Raw genomic sequence first — 17,265 nt, 5'->3', positions numbered from 1 at the left:
CATGTCTCGTCGCCATTCTGCCGAAAAGCGCGAAGTCCTTCCCGATCCGAAGTTCGGGAATATCATCGTCACGAAGTTCATGAATTCGGTGATGTACGCCGGAAAGAAGTCGGTCGCCGAAGGCATCGTCTACGGCGCGTTCGGCCTCATCGAAAGCAAGACCAAGCAGAACCCGCTCGGCGTGTTCGAGCAGGCACTCGAGAACGTCATGCCGACGATCGAAGTGCGCTCCCGCCGCGTCGGCGGCGCGACCTATCAGGTTCCGGTCGAAGTTCGCTCGGTGCGCCGTCAGGCGCTGGGTATTCGTTGGCTGATCTCGGCTGCGCGCGATCGCAACGAGAAGACGATGACCGAGCGGCTTTCTGCGGAGCTCCTGGACGCGTCGAACAACCGGGGTAACGCCGTCAAGAAGCGCGAAGACGTGCACCGGATGGCGGAAGCCAACCGCGCCTTCTCGCACTATCGCTGGTAACGGCGACACACGGAATCTAAGGAACACTCCATGCCCCGCGTTCATGCCATAGAGAACTACCGTAACTTCGGTATCATGGCGCATATCGATGCCGGCAAGACCACGACCACCGAGCGCATCCTCTATTATACCGGCAAGAGCCACAAAATCGGCGAAGTGCACGAAGGTGCCGCGACGATGGACTGGATGGAGCAGGAGCAGGAGCGCGGCATTACGATTACGTCGGCCGCGACCACCGCGTTCTGGGAAGGCAAGCGTCTCAACATCATCGACACTCCCGGCCACGTCGACTTCACCATCGAAGTCGAGCGCAGCCTGCGCGTGCTCGACGGCGCCGTGTGCGTGCTCGACTCGAACCAGGGCGTCGAGCCCCAGACCGAGACGGTCTGGCGCCAGGGCGACAAGTACAAAGTTCCGCGCATCGTCTTCGCCAACAAGATGGATAAGACCGGCGCCGACTTCTACAAGTGCATGCAGGACATTATCGATCGTCTCGGCGCAAAGCCGATCGCGATCCAGCTTCCGATCGGTTCCGAGAACAACTTCAAGGGCCTGGTCGATCTCGTTCGCATGAAGGGCGTGATCTGGGAAGAAGAGAAGCTCGACGCCAAGTTCGTGGACATCGATATTCCCGAGGACATGGTCGAGAAGGCCAAGGAATATCGCGAGAAGCTGCTGGAAGCCGCCGTCGAGCTCGACGACGAAGTTCTCGCCGCTTACCTCGACGGCAAGGAGCCCGATGAGGCGACGTTGAAGCGCTTGATCCGCAAGGCCGTGCTGACTGGCGCGTTCTTCCCGGTGTTGTGCGGCTCGGCGTTCAAGAACAAGGGCGTGCAGCCTTTGCTCGACGCGGTCGTGGATTATCTGCCGTCGCCGGTTGACGTGCCCGCCATCAAGGGCGTCGATGAAGACGGCAACGAGGTCGTTCGCCTGCCGGACGACAAGGAGCCGCTGGCTCTGTTGGCCTTCAAGATCATGGACGACCCGTTCGTCGGCACCATCACCTTCTGCCGCATCTATTCCGGCACGCTGCTGTCGGGCACCGGCGTCATCAATTCGACGCGCGACCGCAAGGAGCGCATTGGTCGCATGTTGCTGATGCATGCGAACAACCGCGAAGACATCAAGGAAGCCTATGCCGGCGACATCGTTGCGCTGGCTGGCCTGAAGGAAGCGCGCACCGGTGACACGCTGTGCGATCCCGACAAGGCGGTGATCCTCGAAAAGATGGAATTCCCCGAGCCGGTCATCGAGATCGCGATCGAGCCCAAGTCCAAGGCCGACCAGGAAAAGCTCGGTGTGGCGCTGGCGAAGCTCGCTGCGGAGGATCCGTCGTTCCGCGTGTCGACCGACCAGGAGTCCGGCCAGACCATCCTCAAGGGAATGGGCGAGCTCCATCTCGACATCAAGGTCGACATTCTCCGCCGCACCTACAAGGTCGATGCCAACATCGGCGCGCCGCAAGTGGCGTTCCGTGAGCGCGTCACCAAGAGGGCCGAGGTCAAGTACACCCACAAGAAGCAGACCGGCGGTACCGGTCAGTTCGCGGAAGTGTCGATCGTGGTCGAGCCGAACGAGCCCGGCAAGGGTTACGAGTTCGAGTCCAAGATCGTCGGCGGTGCGGTTCCGAAGGAATACATCCCCGGCGTCGAAAAGGGCCTCAACAGCGTGATGGGCTCTGGTGTCGTCGCGGGCTTCCCCGTGGTCGACGTCAAGGTTCAGCTCGTCGACGGCAAGTATCACGACGTCGACTCGTCGGCGCTCGCCTTCGAAATCGCATCGCGTGCTGCATTCCGCGAAGCCTTGCAGAAGGGCAAGTCCGTCCTGCTCGAGCCGATCATGAAGGTCGAAGTGGTGACCCCGGAAGATTACACCGGCTCCGTCATCGGCGACCTGAATTCCCGGCGCGGTCAGATCCAGGGTCAGGACATGCGCGGCAACGCCAACGTCATCAACGCGATGGTGCCGCTCATGAACATGTTCGGTTACGTGAATAACCTGCGCTCGATGAGCCAGGGTCGCGCAACCTTCACCATGCAGTTCGACCACTACGCAGAAGCGCCGGCCAACGTGTCGGCAGAAGTCCAGAAGAAGTTTGCCTGATTGTCGTCGGTCTCGAACTGACGATTGAACGGAGAGTCAAATGGCCAAAGCAAAGTTTGAACGTAACAAGCCGCACTGCAATATCGGCACCATCGGTCACGTCGACCATGGCAAGACGTCGCTGACCGCGGCGATCACCAAGGTCCTCGCCGAAGCCGGCGGTGCGACGTTCACGGCGTACGACCAGATCGACAAGGCGCCGGAAGAGAAGGCGCGCGGCATCACGATCTCGACGGCGCACGTCGAATACGAGACCAAGAACCGCCACTACGCGCACGTCGACTGCCCCGGCCACGCCGACTACGTGAAGAACATGATCACCGGCGCTGCCCAGATGGACGGTGCGATCCTGGTCGTGTCGGCCGCTGACGGTCCGATGCCGCAGACCCGCGAGCACATCCTGCTCGCCCGCCAGGTCGGCGTTCCCGCGCTGGTCGTGTTCCTCAACAAGTGCGACATGGTCGACGATCCGGAACTGCTCGAGCTGGTCGAGCTCGAGGTTCGCGAGCTGCTCTCGAAGTACGAATTCCCGGGCGACACCATCCCGATCATCAAGGGCTCGGCGCTCGCCGCCCTCGAAGATTCCGACAAGACGCTCGGCCATGAGGCCATCCTCGAGCTGATGAAGCAGGTCGACGCTTACATTCCGCAGCCGGAGCGTCCGGTCGACCTTCCGTTCCTGATGCCGGTTGAAGACGTGTTCTCGATCTCGGGCCGCGGCACCGTCGTGACCGGCCGTGTCGAGCGCGGTATCGTCAAGGTCGGCGAGGAAATCGAGATCGTCGGTCTGCGCGCCACGCAGAAGACCACGGTTACCGGCGTCGAAATGTTCCGCAAGCTGCTCGATCAGGGCCAGGCCGGCGACAACATCGGTGCGCTGCTTCGTGGTACCAAGCGCGAGGACGTCGAGCGCGGCCAGGTGCTGTGCAAGCCGGGTTCGGTCAAGCCGCACACCAAGTTCAAGGCTGAGGCCTACATCCTCACCAAGGAAGAGGGCGGCCGCCACACCCCGTTCTTCACCAACTACCGTCCGCAGTTCTACTTCCGCACCACCGACGTGACCGGTGTCGTGCATCTGCCGGAAGGTACCGAGATGGTGATGCCGGGCGACAACATCGCGATGGAAGTGCACCTGATCGTGCCGATCGCGATGGAAGAGAAGCTCCGCTTCGCGATCCGCGAAGGAGGCCGCACCGTCGGCGCCGGCGTCGTCGCCTCGATCATCGAGTAATTACGAGAATAGGGATCGGCGAATAGCGAATGTGACATTCGCTATTCGCTATTCGCCACCCCACTGAAGAAAGACCACGGCAATGAACGGCCAAAATATTCGCATCCGTCTCAAGGCGTTCGACCATCGTATCCTCGATACGTCGACCCGCGAGATCGTGAACACGGCGAAGCGCACCGGCGCGCAGGTCCGCGGACCCATTCCGCTGCCCACCCGCATCGAGAAGTTCACCGTCAACCGTTCGCCGCACGTCGACAAGAAGAGCCGCGAGCAGTTCGAGATGCGCACTCACAAGCGCCTGCTCGACATCGTCGACCCGACCCCGCAGACCGTCGATGCTTTGATGAAGCTCGACCTGGCCGCCGGTGTCGACGTCGAGATCAAGCTCTAAGATTTTTGGATCACGTTCGCCACTAGCGGACAGAAAGAACAGGAAGCACGCCGATGCGCTCCGGAGTGATCGCACAAAAGGTCGGGATGACGCGGGTCTTTACAGAGGCCGGCGAACATATCCCCGTGACCGTGCTGAAGCTCGGCAATTGCCAGGTCGTAGGCCACCGCACCGAAGAGAAAAACGGTTATGTCGCGCTCCAGCTTGGTTCTGGCAGCCGCAAGACCGTGTACATGCCCAAGGCGGAGCGCGGCCAGTTCGCGGTCGCCAAGGTCGAGCCGAAGCGGCAGGTCGAGGAATTCCGCGTCTCCGCGGATCAGATGATCCCCGTCGGTGCCGAGATCCTGGCCGACCACTTTGTCGTCGGTCAGTTCGTCGACGTCACCGGTACTTCGGTCGGTAAGGGTTTTGCCGGCGGTATGAAGCGCTGGAACTTCGGCGGTCTGCGCGCCACTCACGGCGTCTCGGTCTCGCACCGTTCGATCGGTTCGACCGGTGGCCGTCAGGATCCGGGCAAGACCTGGAAGAACAAGAAGATGCCCGGTCACATGGGCGTCGACCGCATCACCACGCTCAACCTTCGGGTCGTTCAGCTCGATGTCGAGCGCGGTCTGATCCTCGTCGAAGGCGCCGTTCCCGGTTCCAAGGGCGGCTGGATCCGCGTGCGCGACGCCGTCAAGAAGCCGCTGCCGAAGGAAGCTCCGAAGCCCGGCAAGTTCAAGGTTGCTGGCGAAGCGGACGCTGCTCCGGCTGCGCAGGAGGCGTGAGATGGAATTGAAGGTCACGACCCTCGAAGGTAAGGAAGCCGGCTCGGTCCAGCTTTCCGACACCATTTTCGGCCTCGAGCCGCGCCAGGACATCATTGCACGTTGCGTGCAGTGGCAGCTCAACAAGCGCCAGGCCGGTACGCACAAGGCCAAGGGCCGCGCCGAGATCTGGCGCACCGGCAAGAAGATGTACAAGCAGAAGGGCACCGGTGGTGCTCGTCACGGCTCGGCTCGCGTGCCGCAGTTCCGTGGCGGTGGCCGTGCCTTCGGTCCGGTGGTGCGTTCGCACGCCACCGACCTGCCGAAGAAGGTCCGTGCGCTCGCCCTCAAGCATGCGCTCTCGGCAAAGGCCAAGGACGGCGATCTCATCGTGATCGACAAGGCCGCGCTGGAAGCTGCCAAGACCAAGGCGCTGCTCGGTCATTTCTCCGGTCTGGGTTTGACCAACGCGCTGATCATCGACGGCGCCGAGCTCAACAACGGCTTCGCCGCTGCAGCCCGCAACATCCCGAACATGGACGTGCTGCCGATCCAGGGCATCAACGTCTATGACATCCTGCGCCGTCGGAAGCTTGTTCTGACCAAGGCCGCCATCGATGCGCTGGAGGCGCGCTTCAAATGACGAAGAACATCGAGCCTCGCCACTACGACGTGATCCTGTCGCCGGTCGTGACCGAAAAGGCCACGATCGCCTCGGAGCACAACAAGGTGCTGTTCAAGGTGGCCGCAAAGGCGACCAAGCCGCAGATCAAGGAAGCGATCGAGAAGCTGTTCGACGTCAAGGTCAAGAGTGTCAACACGCTGGTCCGCAAGGGCAAGACCAAGATCTTCCGCGGCAATCTCGGCTCGCAGTCGAACTCCAAGCGCGCGATCGTGACTCTCGAAGAGGGTCACCGGATCGACGTGACCACCGGTCTGTAAGGTCGTACGACGATGGCACTGAAGACATTCAATCCCACGACGCCGGGCCAGCGCCAGCTGGTCATGGTCGATCGTTCGGCCCTCTACAAGGGCAAGCCGGTCAAGGCGCTCACCGAAGGCAAGCACTCCTCTGGCGGCCGCAACAACACCGGTCGCATCACCGTGCGCTTCCGCGGCGGCGGTCATAAGCGGACGTTGCGTACGGTCGATTTCAAGCGTGACAAGGTCGATGCGCCCGCGACGGTCGAGCGGCTGGAATACGATCCGAACCGCACCGCCTTCATCGCGCTGGTCAAGTACGAAGACGGCACCCAGGCCTACATCCTGGCGCCGCAGCGTTTGGCCGTCGGTGATTCCGTCGTCGCCGGCAACTATGTCGACGTGAAGCCGGGCAATGTCATGCCGCTCGGCAACATGCCGGTCGGCACGATCATCCACAACATCGAGGTCAAGATCGGGAAGGGCGGCCAGCTCGCCCGTTCCGCGGGCACCTACGCCCAGCTCGTCGGTCGCGACCAGGACTACGTGATCGTCCGCCTGAACTCGGGCGAACAGCGCCTGGTGCACGGCCGTTGCCGCGCCACGATTGGCGCGGTGTCGAACCCGGATCACATGAACACGTCGATCGGCAAGGCCGGCCGCAACCGTTGGCTGGGCCGCAAACCGCACAACCGCGGCGTTTCGATGAACCCGATCGACCATCCGCACGGCGGTGGTGAAGGTCGTACCTCGGGCGGTCGCCACCCGGTTACTCCGTGGGGCAAGCCGACCAAGGGCAAGAAGACCCGCTCGAACAAGTCGACCAACAAATTCATTCTCCTAAGCCGCCACAAGCGGAAGAAGTAAGGAACGCCGGACATGGTTCGTTCAGTCTGGAAAGGCCCGTTCGTCGAGGGTTCTCTGCTCAAGAAGGCAGATGCCGCGCGCTCGTCCGGCCGTCACGACGTCATCAAGATCTGGAGCCGTCGCTCGACGATCCTGCCGCAATTCGTCGGCCTGACCTTCGGCGTCTACAACGGTCAGAAGCACGTGCCGGTGGCCGTCAACGAGGAAATGGTCGGTCACAAGTTCGGCGAGTTCTCGCCGACCCGTACCTTCCATGGCCACTCCGGGGACAAGAAAGCCAAGAAGGCTTGAGGATTAAACGATGAGCAAACCTAAGCGCGAACGGAGCCTCGCCGAGAACGAGGCCAAGGCGGTCGCCCGGATGCTGCGGGTGAGCCCGCAGAAGCTCAACCTGGTCGCCCAGCTCATTCGCGGCCGGAAGGCGGCTGCTGCGCTCGCCGACCTGCAGTTTTCGCGCAAGCGGATCGCGGTTGACGTGAAGAAGTGCCTGGAATCGGCTATTGCCAACGCCGAGAACAACCACGACCTCGACGTCGACGATCTCGTCGTGGCGCAGGCCTTCGTCGGCAACGGCCTCGTGATGAAGCGTTTTGCCGCCCGCGGCCGTGGCCGTTCGGGCCGTGTCTACAAACCATTTTCACAGCTGACGATCATCGTTCGTCAGGTCGAAGCCGCAGCAGCGGCTTAAGGGACGCAGGAGAACACGATGGGTCAAAAGATCAATCCGATCGGTCTGCGTCTCGGCATCAACCGGACCTGGGATTCCCGCTGGTACGCCGGCAAGCAGGAATACGGCAAGCTGCTGCACGAGGACGTCAAGATCCGCGAGATCCTGCACAAGGAGCTCAAGCAGGCGGCCGTCGCCCGCATCGTGATCGAGCGTCCGCACAAGAAGTGCCGCGTCACCATCCACTCGGCTCGTCCGGGCGTGGTGATCGGCAAGAAGGGCGCCGACATCGACAAGCTGCGCAAGAAGGTCGCGGACATCACCGCGTCCGACGTCGTCATCAACATCGTCGAAATCCGCAAGCCGGAGCTCGATGCGACGCTGGTGGCCGAGTCGATCGCGCAGCAGCTGGAGCGCCGCGTGGCGTTCCGCCGCGCCATGAAGCGCGCCGTCCAGTCGGCGATGCGTCTCGGCGCGGAAGGCATCCGCATCAACTGCTCGGGACGTCTGGGCGGTGCGGAAATCGCGCGCATGGAGTGGTACCGCGAAGGTCGCGTGCCGCTGCACACGCTGCGCGCAGACATCGACTACGGCGTTGCGACCGCGTTCACGACCTTCGGCACCTGCGGTGTCAAGGTCTGGATCTTCAAGGGCGAGATCCTCGAGCACGATCCGATGGCCCAGGACAAGAGAATGGCCGAAGGTGAGACTGGTGGCGGCGGCGATCGCGGCGGCCGGCAGCGCCGGGACAACGCTGCAGCCTGACGCCAGCACAGAGAATTTGAGGGCTTGAAGCCATGATGCAACCTAAGAAAACGAAGTTCCGGAAGGCGCATAAGGGCCGTATCCACGGCGTTGCGTCTTCGGGCGCGACGTTGGCGTTCGGCCAGTTCGGCCTGAAGGCGACCGAGCCTGAGCGCGTCACCGCGCGCCAGATCGAAGCCGCTCGCCGCGCGCTGACCCGTCACATGAAGCGCGCCGGCCGCGTCTGGATCCGCATTTTCCCCGACGTTCCCGTGTCGAAGAAGCCTGCCGAAGTCCGCATGGGCTCCGGCAAGGGCGCGCCGGAATTGTGGGTCGCGCGTGTCAAGCCGGGCCGGGTGCTGTTCGAGATCGACGGCGTCAACACCCAGACAGCGCGGGAAGCGCTGACCCTGGCGGCAGCCAAGCTGCCGATCAAGACGCGCTTCGTCGAGCGCATTGCGGAGTAATGGCCATGGCCCAGATGAAAATCGAAGACATCCGCGCGTTGAGCCCCGATCAGCAGGATGACGCCATCCTGAACCTGAAGAAGGAGCGCTTCAACCTGCGCTTCCAGCGCGCCACCGGGCAGCTCGAGAACACCTCGCGCCTGCGCGAGGCCCGCCGTGACATCGCCCGGATCAAGACCGTCGCCGCGCAGACGCGCGCGAAGAAGAAGTAAGAGGCTTACGAAGATGCCGAAACGTACTTTGCAGGGCGTGGTCGTCAGCGACAAGCAAGCCAAGACCATCGTGGTGCGCGTCGATCGCCGCTTTACGCACCCGATCTACAAGAAGACGATCCGCCGTTCGAAGAACTACCACGCGCACGACGAGAGCAACGAGTTCAAGCCGGGCGACATGGTGTGGATCGAGGAATCGAAGCCGATTTCGAAGTTGAAGCGCTGGGTCGTGATCCGGGGCGAACACAAGAAAAGCGCCTGATCTGTTGGCTTTAGCCGACTGACTTCAGGTAAATGTTGAGCGCCGGCTGGGCTGGCGCAAAGAGAAGAGGACGAGGTGCATCAATGATTCAGATGCAGACCAACCTCGACGTGGCCGATAATTCTGGCGCACGCCGTGTCATGTGTATCAAGGTGCTCGGGGGCTCCAAGCGCCGCTACGCCACGATCGGCGACATCATCGTTGTCTCGATCAAGGAAGCGATTCCGCGTGGCAAGGTGAAGAAGGGCGACGTGATGAAGGCCGTCGTGGTGCGCGTCCGCAAGGACATCCGCCGCGCCGACGGTTCGGTCATCCGCTTCGACCGCAACGCCGCCGTTCTGATCAACAATCAGTCCGAGCCGGTCGGTACCCGTATCTTCGGGCCCGTGCCGCGCGAGCTGCGCGCCAAGAACCACATGAAGATCATCTCGCTCGCGCCGGAGGTGCTGTGATGGCTGCGAAGATCCGCAAGGGCGACAAGGTCGTCGTGCTGACCGGCCGCGACAAGGGCCGCACCGGCGAGGTGTTCGAAGTGCGTCCCGACGCCGGTACGGCGCTGGTGCGCGGCATCAACATGGTCAAGCGTCACCAGAAGCAGACGCAGGCCCAGGAGGGCGGCATCATCTCGAAAGAGTCGCCGATCCAACTGTCCAACATCGCGTATGTCGGCAAGGACGGGAAGCCGACCCGCGTCGGATTCAAGATTCTGGCGGACGGCAAGAAGGTCCGCATCGCCAAGAGCTCGGGAGCTGAGATCGATGGCTGAGGCCGCTTACACGCCGCGCCTGCGCGCGGAATACGACGCGAAGATCCGGACGGAAATGACCGAGAAGTTCGGTTATGAGAACGTCATGCAGGTTCCGCGGCTGGACAAGGTCGTGCTGAACATGGGCGTTGGCGATTCCGTCAACGACCGCAAGAAGGCCGAGAACGCCGCTGCGGAATTGACCCAGATCGCCGGCCAGAAGGCGATCGTGACCTATTCGCGCATCGCAATCGCGACCTTCAAGTTGCGTGAGAACCAGCCGATCGGCTGCAAGGTCACGCTGCGCAAGGCCCGCATGTACGAGTTCATCGATCGCCTGGTGACGGTCGCGCTGCCGCGCGTCCGCGACTTCCGCGGCTTGAACCCGAAGAGCTTCGACGGCCGCGGCAACTACTCGCTCGGCCTCAAGGAACACATCATTTTCCCCGAGATCGACTTCGACAAGGTCACGGAATCCCGTGGTATGGACATCACCGTCTGCACCACGGCCAAGACCGACGACGAGGCGAGGGCCTTGTTGACCGCTTTCAATTTCCCGTTCCGGCAGTGAGACGCTGACCTAAAGCCTCTCAAACGCGGATACCCAGGAGCCAAGCATGGCAAAGAAGAGTTCAGTCGAGAAGAACAACCGGCGCAAGCGGATGGCGAAGAACGCCGCTCCGAAGCGCGAGCGGTTGAAGGCGATCATCGCCGACAAGTCGCTGCCGATGGAGGAGCGGTTCGCCGCGACCCTGAAGCTGGCGGAAATGCCGCGTAACTCGTCGACGACCCGCATCCGTCTGCGTTGCGAGCTGTCGGGCCGTTCGCGCTCGAACTATCGCTTGACCAAACTGTCCCGCATCGCAATGCGGGATCTTGGCTCCAGGGGCATGGTCCCGGGCCTCGTAAAGTCCAGCTGGTAAGGAGGGTCGTTTAGATGTCTACGCACGATCCAATCAGCGATCTGATCACCCGCATCCGTAACGCGCAGATGCGTTCCAAGAACAAGGTCTCCACGCCTGGCTCGAAGATGCGTGAGAACGTCCTCGAGGTGCTCAAGAGCGAGGGCTACATCCGCGGTTACGCCACGCTCGAGCACTCCTCGGGCCGCAGCGAGATCGAGATCGAGCTGAAGTATTTCGACGGCGAGCCCGTTATCCGCGAGATCGAGCGTGTCTCCAAGCCCGGGCGTCGCGTTTACGCCTCGGTGAAGAACCTGCCGCGGGTCAATAACGGACTCGGCATTTCGGTGTTGTCGACGCCGAAGGGAATCATGGCTGACCACAGTGCGCGTGAAGCGAACGTGGGCGGTGAAGTTCTCTTCACGGTGTTCTGAGAAGGATTTTTGATCCATGTCACGTGTTGGCAAAAGGCCGGTAGCGGTGCCGTCGGGTGTGACCGCGACCGTCGACGGGCAGACCGTCAAGATGAAGGGGCCGAAGGGCCAGCTTCAGTTCGTCGTCCATAACGACGTCGAGGTGAAGCTCGACAACGGGCAGGTCAAGGTGAACCCCCGGGTCGAGACCAACCGCGCGCGGGCCCTGTACGGGACCGCTCGCGCCCAGGTCGCGAATCTGGTCGAAGGCGTCACCAAGGGTTTCGAGAAGAAGCTCGAAATCACCGGCGTCGGTTACCGCGCCGCGCTGCAGGGCAAGAACCTGCAGCTCGCGCTCGGCTACAGCCACGATGTGGTCTACGCGATCCCGGAAGGGATCACGATCACCGTGCCGAAGCCGACCGAGATCACGGTGACCGGCAGCGACATTCAGCGCGTCGGCCAGGTCGCCGCCGAGATTCGCTCCTATCGTCCGCCGGAGCCCTACAAGGGCAAGGGCGTGAAGTATGTTGGCGAATTCATCTTCCGCAAGGAAGGCAAGAAGAAGTAACGGAGCCGGTCATGTCGAAAGCCAAGGTTACGAATGCCCGGCGCAAGCGCAGTGTACGTCTGAAGCTGCGCCGCTCGGGTGGCGGCCGTCCGCGCCTGTCGGTGTTCCGCTCGTCCAAGCACATCTACGCCCAGGTCATCGACGACCTGAAGGGCGAGACGCTGGCCTCTGCCTCGTCGCTCGAGAAGTCGATGCGCGATGGCGGCAAGACCGGCGCCGATATCGATGCGGCGAAGGCGGTCGGCAAGCTCCTGGCCGAGCGCGCCGCCGAGAAGGGTGTCAAGGAAGTCGTGTTCGATCGCGGCAGCTATCTCTATCACGGGCGCGTCAAGGCTCTTGCCGACGCGGCGCGTGAGAGCGGGCTGAGCTTCTAACAGAATTTGAGGATTGAGGCGTAAGCCTCTGAAGGACTGGAAAAACCATGGCAGAACGCGAACAACGTGGTGGACGCGATCAACGCGGCGGCGGACGTGAACGCAGGGAAGAGCGCGACAGCGAGTTCGTCGACAAGCTCGTCCACATCAATCGCGTCGCCAAGGTCGTCAAGGGCGGCAAGCGCTTCGGTTTCGCAGCGCTGGTCGTGATCGGCGACCAGAAGGGCCGCGCCGGCTTCGGTCACGGCAAGGCGCGCGAAGTGCCCGAGGCGATCCGCAAGGCAACCGAATCCGCCAAGCGCAACCTGACCCGCGTGTCGTTGCGCGAGGGCCGCACGCTGCATCACGACATCGCCGGCCGTCATGGCGCGGGCCGTGTTTACCTGCGCGCAGCTCCGGCCGGTACCGGCATCATCGCCGGCGGCCCGATGCGCGCCGTGTTCGAGACGCTCGGCGTCCAGGACGTGGTTGCGAAGTCGATCGGCTCGTCGAACCCGTACAACATGGTTCGCGCGACCTTCGATGCGCTGAAGCATCAGGATTCGCCGCGCTCGGTCGCTGCCCGCCGCAATATCAAGGTGTCCACCCTCCAGTCCCGCCGTATCGGTGGTGACGCCGAGGCGGTTGCCGAATAACGCAAGCTTTTCGGAGTAGACGCCCATGGCCAAGAGTGCCGTTACGACCGCAAAGACGATCAAGATCGAGCAGACCGGCAGCGCGATCCGCCGCCATCACTCGCAGCGCTCGACGCTGATCGGGCTCAAGCTCAACAAGATCGGCCGCACCAGCGAACTGCCGGACACCCCGGCGGTCCGTGGCATGATCTTGAAAGTTCACCATCTCGTTCGCATCGTCGACGAGAAGTAAGCAAAGGCGCACGATCCCGGAGCGGGGACCCGTTTTCGGTGAAGGTCATGCGCAAGAAACAAGGAGCAGGGCGATGAAGCTCAGCGATATCGCCGACAATGCCGGCTCGCGCAAGAAGCGTATGCGCGTCGGCCGCGGCATTGGTTCGGGCAAGGGCAAGCAGGCCGGCCGCGGGGGCAAGGGCCAGACCGCGCGTTCGGGTGTGCGCATCAAGGGTTTCGAAGGCGGCCAGATGCCCTTGCATCGTCGTCTGCCCAAGCGCGGCTTCAACAACATCTTCCGCGTCGAGTTCGCCGAGATCAATCTCGACCGGCTCCAGGACGCGGTCGATGCCAAGAAGATCGACACCGGCAGCGTCGTGAACGTCGAATCCCTGGTCAAGGCCGGCGTGCTGCGCCGCGCCAAGGGTGGCCTGCGGCTGCTCGGCCGTGGCGAGTTCAAGGCCAAGCTCAACATCGAAGTGCACGGCGCCTCGAAGACCGCGATTGCGGCAGTCGAGAAGGCCGGCGGTTCGGTGAAGATCCTCGCGCCTGCCAAGGAAGAAGGCGAGGCGGCGTAACAACTGCGTCATCGGCCCGCGGCTCGCGGGCCTTTACGCATGCGGGACGATGGACTTATCGAAGCCGTAGCCCCAGATAATGTCCGGTGTCCGGTATAATGTAGCCCGGCCGCGGGCATAACGGCGCAATAAGCGGCGGGAGAAAGTCCAAGATGGCCTCTGCAGCGGAACAACTGGCAGCCAATCTCAATTTCGGTGCGTTTGCCAAGGCCGACGAACTGAAGAAGCGCATCTGGTTTACTCTGGGTGCGCTGCTCGTTTATCGGCTCGGGACCTACATCCCGCTCCCCGGCATCGATCCCAACATCTGGGAGCAGGTGTTCCGCTCCCAGGCGGGCGGCATCCTCGGCATGTTCAACATGTTCGCCGGCGGCGGCATTCACCGCATGGCGATCTTTGCGCTGAACATCATGCCGTACATCTCGGCCTCCATCATCATCCAGCTCCTGACCACCGTCTCGCCGCAGCTCGAGGCGCTGAAGAAGGAAGGCGAGTCCGGCCGCAAGCTGCTGAACCAGTACACCCGTTATCTCACGGTGATCCTGGCCGCGTTCCAGTCCTACGGCATTGCGGTGGGCCTCGAAGGCGCCGGCAACGTCGTCAGCGACCCCGGCATGTTCTTCCGCCTGTCGACGGCGATCACGCTGACCGGCGGCACCATGTTCCTGATGTGGCTGGGCGAGCAGATCACCTCGCGCGGCATCGGCAACGGCATTTCTCTGATCATTCTCTCCGGCATCGTCGCCGAGCTGCCCGCGGCGCTCGCCAACATGCTCGAACTCGGCCGTCAGGGTGCGATGTCGACCGGCCTGATTCTGGTCGTCATCGTCATGGCGGTGGCCGTGATCGCCTTCATCGTGTTCGTGGAGCGCGCCCAGCGCCGGCTCTTGATCCAGTATCCGAAGCGCCAAGTCGGCAACAAGATGTTCGAGGGGCAGTCCTCGCATCTGCCGCTCAAGCTCAACACCTCGGGCGTGATCCCGCCGATCTTCGCGTCCTCACTGCTGCTGCTGCCGACCACGGTTGCGAACTTCAATGCGGGCAGCGGGCCGGAATGGTTCCAGTGGATCACCACCCAGCTCGGCCACGGCCGTCCGCTGTTCCTGATCATGTATCTGGCGCTGATCGTGTTCTTCGCCTTCTTTTACACCGCGATCGTGTTCAATCCGACCGAGACTGCGGACAATCTGAAGAAGCACGGCGGCTTCATTCCGGGTATCCGCCCGGGCGAGCGTACCGCGGAATATATCGACTACGTGCTGTCGCGCATCACCGTGCTCGGCGCGGTCTATCTCGCGATCGTCTGCTTGATTCCAGAAATCCTGATCTCCTACGCGTCGGTGCCGTTCTACTTTGGCGGCACTTCGCTGCTGATCGTCGTCAGCGTCACCATGGACACGGTGGCACAGGTGCAGGGCTATCTCCTGGCGCATCAGTACGAAGGCCTGATCCGGAAGTCGAAGCTGCGCGGCCGCCGCCGTTAAGCGCGGCGTCCTCTCGGGCGGCGCAATTGCCGCCGCCGATTCGCCGCGCGTGCAACGCGCGCGGACGGCGAGCCGGCCATTCGGTCGCCTCGGCAAAGCCGCTCTTACTGTCGTGCAAGCACTTATCTCCAAGCACTGGTCTCAAAGGCTTCTTGGCGTCCGGCCATTTGCTCCCCTATGATATGGGTAGCGGTGCGGCGCTGATTATGATTTGCACTGTAACTGGACTTCAAAACACAGGTGCACGACGTATCGCGCACCAATCGGGGGGCGTACGCCGATGAGAATTATACTTCTGGGGCCGCCGGGATCGGGCAAGGGCACCCAGGCGCAGCTGCTGGTGCAGCGCTATGGCATCGTCCAGCTCTCGACCGGCGAGATGTTGCGTGCAGCGGTGGCGGCCGGAACGCCGGTCGGTCTCAAGGCCAAGGAGATCATGGCCAGCGGCGGCCTCGTGCCAGACGATGTCGTGGTCGGAATCATCTCCGATCGGATCGATCAGCCGGATGCCAAGAACGGTTTTATCCTCGACGGTTTCCCGCGGACCGTGCCGCAGGCCGAGGCGCTGGATGAGCTGCTCAAGCACAAGCACCTCAAGCTCGATGCCGTGATCGAGCTCCGCGTCAACGAGAGCGCGCTCCTGAACCGTGTCGAGACTCGCGTCGCCCAGATGCGCGAGCGCGGGGAGGAGGTCCGGCTCGACGACACTCCGGAAGTCCTCACCAAGCGACTCGCCAGCTACCGCAACCAGACGGAGCCGCTGATTCACTACTATTCCGAGCGGCGGAAGCTCTCGACCATCGACGGCATGATGGCCATCGACGAGGTCACCCGCGCCATCCATCGCCAGCTCCTGGCGCTCGGGGCGGTCGAGCCCAAGACACATGGCAAGACCCGCGCCCGGAGCGCGGCCAAGGCGGCCCCGGCCAGAAAGGCCAAGACTGCTAAGAAATCGGCCAAAAAGCCCGTGAAAGCGACCAAAAAGGCTGCGAAATCCAAGAAGGCGGCCAAGAAGGCGACGAAGGCAGGCAAGAGAATCGTCAAGAAAGCCGCCAAGAAGGTAGGAAAGAAGAAGGCAGCCAAAAAGACCGCCAGGAAGGCTGTCAAGAAAGGTGCCAAAAAGGCCGCAAAAAAGGTCACGAAAAGGCGAGCTAAGCGCTAGCAGCGGTTGACGAAAGCCCCCTGAATCCCCTAATAAGCCCCGCATCCAAGTCGGATAGTTTCAAACGATGCCGGGCCCCAGGAAGACCAGGGGTGGGCGTCGTGTTCGCGTTTGTGAACACCTGCCCGAGAAACCAAGCACTTAAAGCCCGATTCCTGACGAGGGATTGGCGACAGGAGAGAAGGCCGTGGCCCGTATTGCCGGCGTGAACATCCCGACCAACAAGCGCGTGCTGATCGCGCTCCAGTACATCCATGGCATCGGTCAGAAGATCGCCGGTGAGATCATGGAGAAGGTGAAGATCCCAGACGATCGTCGGGTCAATCAGCTCAGCGACGCCGAAGTGCTTCAGATCCGCGAAGTGATCGACCGCGACTATCTCGTCGAGGGCGATTTGCGTCGTGAGGTCGGCATCAACATCAAGCGTCTGATGGATCTCGGCTGCTACCGCGGCCTGCGCCATCGTCGCGGTCTGCCGGTGCGTGGCCAGCGTACCCACACCAATGCGCGTACGCGCAAGGGTCCGGCCAAGGCCATCGCCGGCAAGAAGAAGTAAGTTTTCGCATCCAATCACGGCGTGTGGCGACCCGGGGATGACCCGTTCGCCACGCGCCTTTCGTTCCACAGGTGTAGCCGCTGGCATTACGGCGGCGTTTGAGATCTTCAGGAAAGGTAGTCTATGGGCAAGGAAGCCACCCGCGTTCGTCGTCGTGAGCGCAAGAACATCGCCTCCGGCGTCGCGCACGTGAACTCGTCGTTCAACAACACGACCATCACCATCACCGACGCGCAGGGCAACACGATTGCCTGGTCCTCCGCCGGCACGATGGGCTTCAAGGGCTCGCGCAAGTCGACCCCGTATGCCGCACAGGTTGCCGCCGAGGACGTGTCGAAGAAGGCGCAAGAGCACGGCATGCGCACGCTGGAAGTCGAAGTCGCCGGTCCCGGTTCGGGCCGCGAATCGGCGCTCCGGGCGCTGCAGGCCGCGGGCTTCACCGTCACCTCGATCCGCGACGTGACCACGATCCCGCACAACGGTTGCCGTCCCCGTAAGCGTCGGCGCGTTTGATACCAGATTGCGGGCGCATCGGCGCCCGCGATGACT

28 protein-coding genes are annotated in these 17,265 nt (G+C 62.6%); all 28 read left to right on the top strand.

The features are described 5' to 3' along the window. Nucleotide 1: 1 nt before the first annotated feature. The 28 genes from rpsG to rpsK all read left to right on the top strand — a co-directional run bounded on the left by rpsG (nucleotide 2) and on the right by rpsK (nucleotide 17,229). Nucleotides 2-472 (top strand): 30S ribosomal protein S7, encoded by a 471-nt coding sequence (gene rpsG, locus AC0L30_RS05695; RefSeq protein ID WP_007603009.1) that lies wholly within the window; start codon nucleotides 2-4, stop codon nucleotides 470-472. A 30-nt stretch (nucleotides 473-502) separates the two neighbouring features. Continuing rightward, complete coding sequence (gene fusA / locus AC0L30_RS05690) at nucleotides 503-2,575, top strand: elongation factor G (RefSeq protein WP_007603010.1); 2,073 nt, start codon at nucleotides 503-505, stop codon at nucleotides 2,573-2,575. Between the two features lie 40 nt (nucleotides 2,576-2,615). Further along, entirely contained in the window at nucleotides 2,616-3,806 is a 1,191-nt protein-coding gene (gene tuf, locus AC0L30_RS05685; protein ID WP_007603012.1) for an elongation factor Tu, read from the top strand. An 82-nt stretch (nucleotides 3,807-3,888) separates the two neighbouring features. Next, nucleotides 3,889-4,197, top strand: coding sequence for a 30S ribosomal protein S10 (rpsJ, locus tag AC0L30_RS05680; protein WP_002712302.1), 309 nt, complete (start codon nucleotides 3,889-3,891; stop codon nucleotides 4,195-4,197). Between the two features lie 53 nt (nucleotides 4,198-4,250). Continuing rightward, on the top strand, nucleotides 4,251-4,964 hold the full coding sequence (gene rplC / locus AC0L30_RS05675) for a 50S ribosomal protein L3 (RefSeq protein WP_007603016.1): 714 nt from the start codon (nucleotides 4,251-4,253) through the stop codon (nucleotides 4,962-4,964). 1 nt (nucleotide 4,965) lies between these two features. Continuing rightward, on the top strand, nucleotides 4,966-5,586 hold the full coding sequence (gene rplD / locus AC0L30_RS05670; RefSeq protein ID WP_007603018.1) for a 50S ribosomal protein L4: 621 nt from the start codon (nucleotides 4,966-4,968) through the stop codon (nucleotides 5,584-5,586). Next, entirely contained in the window at nucleotides 5,583-5,885 is a 303-nt protein-coding gene (locus AC0L30_RS05665; RefSeq protein WP_007603019.1) for a 50S ribosomal protein L23, read from the top strand. Before rplD ends, AC0L30_RS05665 begins: the two co-directional genes overlap by 4 nt. A 12-nt stretch (nucleotides 5,886-5,897) precedes the next feature. Continuing rightward, the gene (rplB, locus tag AC0L30_RS05660; protein WP_007603020.1) at nucleotides 5,898-6,731 is read left to right on the top strand and encodes a 50S ribosomal protein L2; all 834 of its coding nucleotides are present in this window, start codon (nucleotides 5,898-5,900) and stop codon (nucleotides 6,729-6,731) included. A gap of 12 nt (nucleotides 6,732-6,743) precedes the next feature. After that, complete coding sequence (gene rpsS, locus AC0L30_RS05655; protein ID WP_007603021.1) at nucleotides 6,744-7,022, top strand: 30S ribosomal protein S19; 279 nt, start codon at nucleotides 6,744-6,746, stop codon at nucleotides 7,020-7,022. A gap of 10 nt (nucleotides 7,023-7,032) precedes the next feature. Continuing rightward, nucleotides 7,033-7,419 (top strand): 50S ribosomal protein L22, encoded by a 387-nt coding sequence (rplV, locus tag AC0L30_RS05650; protein WP_007603022.1) that lies wholly within the window; start codon nucleotides 7,033-7,035, stop codon nucleotides 7,417-7,419. Nucleotides 7,420-7,437: 18 nt separating this feature from the next. Then, nucleotides 7,438-8,163 (top strand): 30S ribosomal protein S3, encoded by a 726-nt coding sequence (gene rpsC, locus AC0L30_RS05645; protein WP_007603023.1) that lies wholly within the window; start codon nucleotides 7,438-7,440, stop codon nucleotides 8,161-8,163. A 32-nt stretch (nucleotides 8,164-8,195) separates the two neighbouring features. Further along, a complete protein-coding gene (gene rplP, locus AC0L30_RS05640) occupies nucleotides 8,196-8,609 on the top strand; it encodes a 50S ribosomal protein L16 (protein ID WP_007603024.1) in 414 nt (137 codons plus the stop codon). 5 nt (nucleotides 8,610-8,614) lie between these two features. Next, nucleotides 8,615-8,821, top strand: coding sequence for a 50S ribosomal protein L29 (gene rpmC / locus AC0L30_RS05635; protein ID WP_007603026.1), 207 nt, complete (start codon nucleotides 8,615-8,617; stop codon nucleotides 8,819-8,821). A gap of 13 nt (nucleotides 8,822-8,834) precedes the next feature. Then, nucleotides 8,835-9,083 carry a 30S ribosomal protein S17 gene (gene rpsQ / locus AC0L30_RS05630; protein WP_007603028.1) on the top strand — a complete coding sequence of 83 codons (249 nt, stop codon included), beginning with the start codon at nucleotides 8,835-8,837 and terminating at the stop codon, nucleotides 9,081-9,083. A gap of 83 nt (nucleotides 9,084-9,166) precedes the next feature. Beyond that, nucleotides 9,167-9,535: a 50S ribosomal protein L14 gene (gene rplN, locus AC0L30_RS05625; RefSeq protein ID WP_007603030.1), complete on the top strand. Its 369-nt coding sequence runs from the start codon at nucleotides 9,167-9,169 to the stop codon at nucleotides 9,533-9,535. Continuing rightward, the gene (gene rplX / locus AC0L30_RS05620; protein WP_007603031.1) at nucleotides 9,535-9,849 is read left to right on the top strand and encodes a 50S ribosomal protein L24; all 315 of its coding nucleotides are present in this window, start codon (nucleotides 9,535-9,537) and stop codon (nucleotides 9,847-9,849) included. Before rplN ends, rplX begins: the two co-directional genes overlap by 1 nt. Next, nucleotides 9,842-10,399: a 50S ribosomal protein L5 gene (gene rplE / locus AC0L30_RS05615; RefSeq protein ID WP_007603032.1), complete on the top strand. Its 558-nt coding sequence runs from the start codon at nucleotides 9,842-9,844 to the stop codon at nucleotides 10,397-10,399. Before rplX ends, rplE begins: the two co-directional genes overlap by 8 nt. Nucleotides 10,400-10,445: 46 nt before the next feature. Beyond that, the gene (gene rpsN / locus AC0L30_RS05610; protein ID WP_007603033.1) at nucleotides 10,446-10,751 is read left to right on the top strand and encodes a 30S ribosomal protein S14; all 306 of its coding nucleotides are present in this window, start codon (nucleotides 10,446-10,448) and stop codon (nucleotides 10,749-10,751) included. 14 nt (nucleotides 10,752-10,765) lie between these two features. Beyond that, complete coding sequence (gene rpsH, locus AC0L30_RS05605; protein WP_007603034.1) at nucleotides 10,766-11,164, top strand: 30S ribosomal protein S8; 399 nt, start codon at nucleotides 10,766-10,768, stop codon at nucleotides 11,162-11,164. 16 nt (nucleotides 11,165-11,180) lie between these two features. Then, complete coding sequence (gene rplF, locus AC0L30_RS05600) at nucleotides 11,181-11,714, top strand: 50S ribosomal protein L6 (RefSeq protein WP_007603035.1); 534 nt, start codon at nucleotides 11,181-11,183, stop codon at nucleotides 11,712-11,714. A gap of 11 nt (nucleotides 11,715-11,725) precedes the next feature. Further along, nucleotides 11,726-12,088, top strand: a complete 363-nt coding sequence (gene rplR, locus AC0L30_RS05595) for a 50S ribosomal protein L18 (RefSeq protein WP_007603036.1) — start codon at nucleotides 11,726-11,728, stop codon at nucleotides 12,086-12,088. A 47-nt stretch (nucleotides 12,089-12,135) separates the two neighbouring features. Next, on the top strand, nucleotides 12,136-12,723 hold the full coding sequence (gene rpsE / locus AC0L30_RS05590) for a 30S ribosomal protein S5 (RefSeq protein WP_007603037.1): 588 nt from the start codon (nucleotides 12,136-12,138) through the stop codon (nucleotides 12,721-12,723). A gap of 25 nt (nucleotides 12,724-12,748) precedes the next feature. Then, the gene (rpmD, locus tag AC0L30_RS05585; protein WP_007603038.1) at nucleotides 12,749-12,955 is read left to right on the top strand and encodes a 50S ribosomal protein L30; all 207 of its coding nucleotides are present in this window, start codon (nucleotides 12,749-12,751) and stop codon (nucleotides 12,953-12,955) included. Nucleotides 12,956-13,028: 73 nt separating this feature from the next. After that, nucleotides 13,029-13,514, top strand: coding sequence for a 50S ribosomal protein L15 (gene rplO, locus AC0L30_RS05580; RefSeq protein ID WP_007603039.1), 486 nt, complete (start codon nucleotides 13,029-13,031; stop codon nucleotides 13,512-13,514). A 152-nt stretch (nucleotides 13,515-13,666) separates the two neighbouring features. Beyond that, the gene (gene secY, locus AC0L30_RS05575; RefSeq protein WP_007603040.1) at nucleotides 13,667-14,998 is read left to right on the top strand and encodes a preprotein translocase subunit SecY; all 1,332 of its coding nucleotides are present in this window, start codon (nucleotides 13,667-13,669) and stop codon (nucleotides 14,996-14,998) included. A 280-nt stretch (nucleotides 14,999-15,278) separates the two neighbouring features. Beyond that, complete coding sequence (locus AC0L30_RS05570; protein ID WP_473403955.1) at nucleotides 15,279-16,160, top strand: adenylate kinase; 882 nt, start codon at nucleotides 15,279-15,281, stop codon at nucleotides 16,158-16,160. 187 nt (nucleotides 16,161-16,347) lie between these two features. Continuing rightward, the gene (rpsM, locus tag AC0L30_RS05565; protein ID WP_007611599.1) at nucleotides 16,348-16,716 is read left to right on the top strand and encodes a 30S ribosomal protein S13; all 369 of its coding nucleotides are present in this window, start codon (nucleotides 16,348-16,350) and stop codon (nucleotides 16,714-16,716) included. A 123-nt stretch (nucleotides 16,717-16,839) separates the two neighbouring features. After that, nucleotides 16,840-17,229, top strand: coding sequence for a 30S ribosomal protein S11 (gene rpsK, locus AC0L30_RS05560; RefSeq protein WP_007603045.1), 390 nt, complete (start codon nucleotides 16,840-16,842; stop codon nucleotides 17,227-17,229). The last annotated feature ends 36 nt before the right edge of the window (nucleotides 17,230-17,265 follow it).

The organism is Bradyrhizobium sp. MI1.11 (assembly GCF_055811255.1).
This window is presented reverse-complemented; position numbering and strand designations above follow the sequence as displayed.

Coding starts and splice junctions, on each gene's coding strand:
- rpsG (WP_007603009.1), top strand. CDS start 2: ATGTCTCGTCGCCATTCTGCCGAAAAGCGCGAAGTCCTTCCCGATCCG.
- fusA (WP_007603010.1), top strand. CDS start 503: ATGCCCCGCGTTCATGCCATAGAGAACTACCGTAACTTCGGTATCATG.
- tuf (WP_007603012.1), top strand. CDS start 2,616: ATGGCCAAAGCAAAGTTTGAACGTAACAAGCCGCACTGCAATATCGGC.
- rpsJ (WP_002712302.1), top strand. CDS start 3,889: ATGAACGGCCAAAATATTCGCATCCGTCTCAAGGCGTTCGACCATCGT.
- rplC (WP_007603016.1), top strand. CDS start 4,251: ATGCGCTCCGGAGTGATCGCACAAAAGGTCGGGATGACGCGGGTCTTT.
- rplD (WP_007603018.1), top strand. CDS start 4,966: ATGGAATTGAAGGTCACGACCCTCGAAGGTAAGGAAGCCGGCTCGGTC.
- AC0L30_RS05665 (WP_007603019.1), top strand. CDS start 5,583: ATGACGAAGAACATCGAGCCTCGCCACTACGACGTGATCCTGTCGCCG.
- rplB (WP_007603020.1), top strand. CDS start 5,898: ATGGCACTGAAGACATTCAATCCCACGACGCCGGGCCAGCGCCAGCTG.
- rpsS (WP_007603021.1), top strand. CDS start 6,744: ATGGTTCGTTCAGTCTGGAAAGGCCCGTTCGTCGAGGGTTCTCTGCTC.
- rplV (WP_007603022.1), top strand. CDS start 7,033: ATGAGCAAACCTAAGCGCGAACGGAGCCTCGCCGAGAACGAGGCCAAG.
- rpsC (WP_007603023.1), top strand. CDS start 7,438: ATGGGTCAAAAGATCAATCCGATCGGTCTGCGTCTCGGCATCAACCGG.
- rplP (WP_007603024.1), top strand. CDS start 8,196: ATGATGCAACCTAAGAAAACGAAGTTCCGGAAGGCGCATAAGGGCCGT.
- rpmC (WP_007603026.1), top strand. CDS start 8,615: ATGGCCCAGATGAAAATCGAAGACATCCGCGCGTTGAGCCCCGATCAG.
- rpsQ (WP_007603028.1), top strand. CDS start 8,835: ATGCCGAAACGTACTTTGCAGGGCGTGGTCGTCAGCGACAAGCAAGCC.
- rplN (WP_007603030.1), top strand. CDS start 9,167: ATGATTCAGATGCAGACCAACCTCGACGTGGCCGATAATTCTGGCGCA.
- rplX (WP_007603031.1), top strand. CDS start 9,535: ATGGCTGCGAAGATCCGCAAGGGCGACAAGGTCGTCGTGCTGACCGGC.
- rplE (WP_007603032.1), top strand. CDS start 9,842: ATGGCTGAGGCCGCTTACACGCCGCGCCTGCGCGCGGAATACGACGCG.
- rpsN (WP_007603033.1), top strand. CDS start 10,446: ATGGCAAAGAAGAGTTCAGTCGAGAAGAACAACCGGCGCAAGCGGATG.
- rpsH (WP_007603034.1), top strand. CDS start 10,766: ATGTCTACGCACGATCCAATCAGCGATCTGATCACCCGCATCCGTAAC.
- rplF (WP_007603035.1), top strand. CDS start 11,181: ATGTCACGTGTTGGCAAAAGGCCGGTAGCGGTGCCGTCGGGTGTGACC.
- rplR (WP_007603036.1), top strand. CDS start 11,726: ATGTCGAAAGCCAAGGTTACGAATGCCCGGCGCAAGCGCAGTGTACGT.
- rpsE (WP_007603037.1), top strand. CDS start 12,136: ATGGCAGAACGCGAACAACGTGGTGGACGCGATCAACGCGGCGGCGGA.
- rpmD (WP_007603038.1), top strand. CDS start 12,749: ATGGCCAAGAGTGCCGTTACGACCGCAAAGACGATCAAGATCGAGCAG.
- rplO (WP_007603039.1), top strand. CDS start 13,029: ATGAAGCTCAGCGATATCGCCGACAATGCCGGCTCGCGCAAGAAGCGT.
- secY (WP_007603040.1), top strand. CDS start 13,667: ATGGCCTCTGCAGCGGAACAACTGGCAGCCAATCTCAATTTCGGTGCG.
- AC0L30_RS05570 (WP_473403955.1), top strand. CDS start 15,279: ATGAGAATTATACTTCTGGGGCCGCCGGGATCGGGCAAGGGCACCCAG.
- rpsK (WP_007603045.1), top strand. CDS start 16,840: ATGGGCAAGGAAGCCACCCGCGTTCGTCGTCGTGAGCGCAAGAACATC.